Here is a 3,217-nt window from a genome sequence, read left to right on the forward strand (position 1 = left end):
CCGGGGGCACGCCTGCCTCAAGGCATGCAGCGCATGAAGGACAATTACTTCTTTGTCCCCCCCCCCGCCCCACCCCCCCCCCCCCCCCTCCCCCCTCCCCCCCCCCCCCCCCCCCCCCCCCCGCTTCCATGGCGCGAAATTGGGCCAGCACCTGCAGGCCCGCTTGCGTGACGTTGGCGCCGCCGCCCTGCACGCCGCCCGCCGCGCCGCGCACCAGCGGTTCGCGGAAACTGCGGTTCATGACGTCCACCAGCAGCCAGGCGCGGCGGTAAGACATGTCCATGCTGCGCGCCGCCGCGCTGATCGAACCGGTCTGCGCGATGGCGTCGAGCAGGTCCGCTTTGCCGGGGCCCATGGCCACGTCGTCGTCGCGCCGCAGCCGCAGTTTTAAGTCGATCCTGATCGTCATTGAAGCACCTTGAACATGGGAACGAATATTATAACGCCGGCAGCTTGCCGCCACGCCACGCAACCAACCCCGGGGCCAGGTCTCGCCATGGCGGCGTCGGTTGTCAGTGCATCGACAGCAGCGCGGCCGCCTTGACCTGCGCCCAGACCGGTTTGCCGGTTTCCAGGGCGAGCAGGTCGCGCGAGCGGCGCGTGATGCGCGCCAGCAGCGCCGTGCCGCCGGCGTCGAGCTTGACGATGACGTGCGCCGGGTCGTTGGCCGGCCACTCGGCCGCCACCGTGGCGCGCAGCTGGTTCAGGATCGAGCTGTCGCTCTGCGGCGCCAGCGCCAGGCTGACGTCGCGCGCCAGGATGCGCAGCCGCAGCCGGGCGCCCGGCGCCAGTTCCTGGTGCGCGATGTGCATGGTGCCGCCGGCCGCGCGCAGGCGCAGCAGTTGGTAGGGCGCGTCGAAGCCGTCGACGACGCCTTCGACCAGCGCGCCGGCGTCGTCGGCCAGCGCCGCCGACAAGTCCAGCCGCGCCAGCGTGTCGGCGGCCGGCCCGCTGGCCAGCACGCGGCCGCCGTCGAGCAGCACGACGTGGTCGGCCAGGCGCGCCACTTCGTCGATCGAGTGGCTGACGTACAGCATCGGGATCGCCAGCTCGCCGTGGATGCGCTCCAGATAGGGCAGCACTTCCTCCTTGCGCTTGCCGTCCAGCGACGCCAGCGGTTCGTCCAGCAGCAATAGGCGCGGCTTGGTCAGCAGCGCCCTGGCAATCGCCACGCGCTGGCGCTCGCCGCCGGACAGCTCGGTGCTGCGGCGCGCCAGCAGGTGGCCGATGCCGAGCAGCGACAGCGCCTGCGCCATCACCTTGTCGCCGTCGGCGGCGCCGGCGCGCCGGCGGGCGAAGTCGAGGTTGCCCTGCACCGACAGGTGCGGGAACAGGCTGGCCTCTTGGAATACATAGCCCAGCGCGCGCCGGTGGGTCGGCACGAACAGCCCGGCGGCGTCGTCTTGCCAAGTCTCGCCGTTGACTTCCAGGTAGCCGCCGGCGTGGCGCTCCAAGCCGGCGACGGCGCGCAATAGCGTGGTCTTGCCGGAGCCGGAGTGGCCGAACAGCGCCGTGACGCCGCGCCCCGGCAAATCCAGTTGCGCCCGCATGGCGAAGCCGTCGCGGTCGACGCTGAAGCGCGCGCGGATGGCGGGCGGCTGGCTCATGGTTGTCGCCTCATGGTGTTTTCCGGGTCGGATTAAATGCGTACAGCAGTAACAGCGCGACGAAGCTGAAGGCCAGCATGCCGCCGGCCAGCCAGTGTGCCTGGGCGTATTCGGCGGCGTCGACGTGGCCGTAAATTTGCACCGAGACGACGCGCGTCTTGTTCGGGATGTTCCCGCCTATCATCAGCACCACGCCGAACTCGCCTATCGTGTGGGCGAAGCCGAGCGTGGCGGCGGTAATGAAGCCGGGTTTGGACAGCGGCAGCACCACCGAGAAGAAGGTGTCCAGCGGACCGGCGCGCAGGGTTGCGGCCACTTCCAGCGGGCGCCTGCCGATCGCCTCGAAGGCGTTTTGCAGCGGCTGCACGACAAAGGGCAGCGAATACACGAGCGAGCCGATGACCAGGCCGGGGAAGGTGAACGGTAGCAGGCCGATGCCCAGCGTCTGGGTCAGGTGGCCGATCGGGCCGTTCGGCCCCATCGTCACCAGCAGGTAGAAGCCCAGCACCGACGGCGGCAGCACCAGCGGCAGCGCGACAACCGCGCCCACCAGGCTTTTGTAGCGCGAGCGCGTTTGCGCCAGCCACCACGCCACCGGCGTTCCCAGCAACAGCAACAGCGCCGTGACGAGGGTCGCCAGCTTCAAGGTCAGCCAGATGGCGCCCCAGTCTTCGGGAGTGAGCATGTAGCGGGTTTTAGAGGTCGTAACCGTAGGAGCGTATCACGGCTTTCGCCTTGTCGCCCTTCAGGTAGGCGAGAAACGCCTCGGCGGCCGGTTTGCCCTTGCCCTTGTCCAGCACCACCGCGTCCTGGCGGATCGGGCTGTGCAGCTTGCCCGGCACGACCCAGGCCGAGCCGGATTTCAGCTTGCCGCCCTCGTACACCTGCGCCATGGCGACAAAACCCAGCGGCGCGGCGCCGGACGCGACGAACTGGTGGGTTTGCGAAATGCTTTCGCCCAGCACAAACTTGGCTTCCAGCGCGCCGTACAGCTTGAGCTTTTGCAGCACCTCCACCGCCGCCGCGCCGTATGGCGCCAGCTTCGGGTTGGCGATCGACAGGTGCTCGAAGCCGCCTTTCTTCAGCACCTCGCCCTGGTCGTCGACCAGGCCAGCCTGCGCGCTCCACAGCACCAGCTTGCCGATCGCATAGGTAAAGCGGCTGTTCGGCACGGCGGCGCCTTCCTTTTCCAGTTTGGCCGGGGTGTCGTCGTCGGCGGCCAGCAGCACCTCGAACGGCGCGCCGTTCTTGATTTGCGCGTAGAACTTGCCGGTGGCGCCGAACGAGGCCAGCACCTTGTGGCCGGTGTCCTGTTCGAAGCGGGCGGCGATGTCTTTCATCGGCGCGGCGAAATTGGCGGCGACGGCGACCTGCACCTCATCGGCGTGGGCGATATTGGCGGCGGCGAGGGCGATCAGTAAGGCGGTCAGGCGGAACATGGGAACTCCAGAGGTGAAGGATCGATATATAACGAAGTATATAACGGCATGCGCACCGGATGGGCCCGCCGCCATTTGCCCCACCTCGTTATACACAAGTCCGGACCAACGCCCAGCCGGTTTGAAAACACGTTTACATTCAATAAACTAACGCGCCCCTTGTAAACTTGC

4 protein-coding genes are annotated in these 3,217 nt (G+C 68.1%); all 4 read right to left on the reverse strand.

Annotation, left to right across the window (positions count from 1 at the left end; translation table 11 throughout):
* Positions 1–409 (reverse strand): winged helix-turn-helix domain-containing protein (locus ACFDR9_RS27280; RefSeq protein WP_409033019.1); only part of this gene is annotated, 409 nt, incomplete at its 3' end.
* A gap of 103 nt (positions 410–512) precedes the next feature.
* A complete protein-coding gene (gene modC, locus ACFDR9_RS27285) occupies positions 513–1,607 on the reverse strand; it encodes a molybdenum ABC transporter ATP-binding protein (protein ID WP_409033020.1) in 1,095 nt (364 codons plus the stop codon).
* Between the two features lie 10 nt (positions 1,608–1,617).
* Positions 1,618–2,292: a molybdate ABC transporter permease subunit gene (gene modB / locus ACFDR9_RS27290; protein WP_017876019.1), complete on the reverse strand. Its 675-nt coding sequence runs from the start codon at positions 2,290–2,292 to the stop codon at positions 1,618–1,620.
* 10 nt (positions 2,293–2,302) lie between these two features.
* Complete coding sequence (gene modA / locus ACFDR9_RS27295; protein ID WP_017876018.1) at positions 2,303–3,046, reverse strand: molybdate ABC transporter substrate-binding protein; 744 nt, start codon at positions 3,044–3,046, stop codon at positions 2,303–2,305.
* Between the last annotated feature and the right edge of the window lie 171 nt (positions 3,047–3,217).

This window comes from Janthinobacterium sp. CG_23.3 (assembly GCF_046115965.1).
In the GTDB taxonomy this organism is placed as follows: Bacteria; Pseudomonadota; Gammaproteobacteria; order Burkholderiales; family Burkholderiaceae_D; genus Janthinobacterium.

What these genes read in the sequence shown, in the direction of transcription:
- modC (WP_409033020.1), bottom strand. Translation starts at nt 1,607, where the DNA reads ATGAGCCAGCCGCCCGCCATCCGCGCGCGCTTCAGCGTCGACCGCGAC.
- modA (WP_017876018.1), bottom strand. Translation starts at nt 3,046, where the DNA reads ATGTTCCGCCTGACCGCCTTACTGATCGCCCTCGCCGCCGCCAATATC.
- modB (WP_017876019.1), bottom strand. Translation starts at nt 2,292, where the DNA reads ATGCTCACTCCCGAAGACTGGGGCGCCATCTGGCTGACCTTGAAGCTG.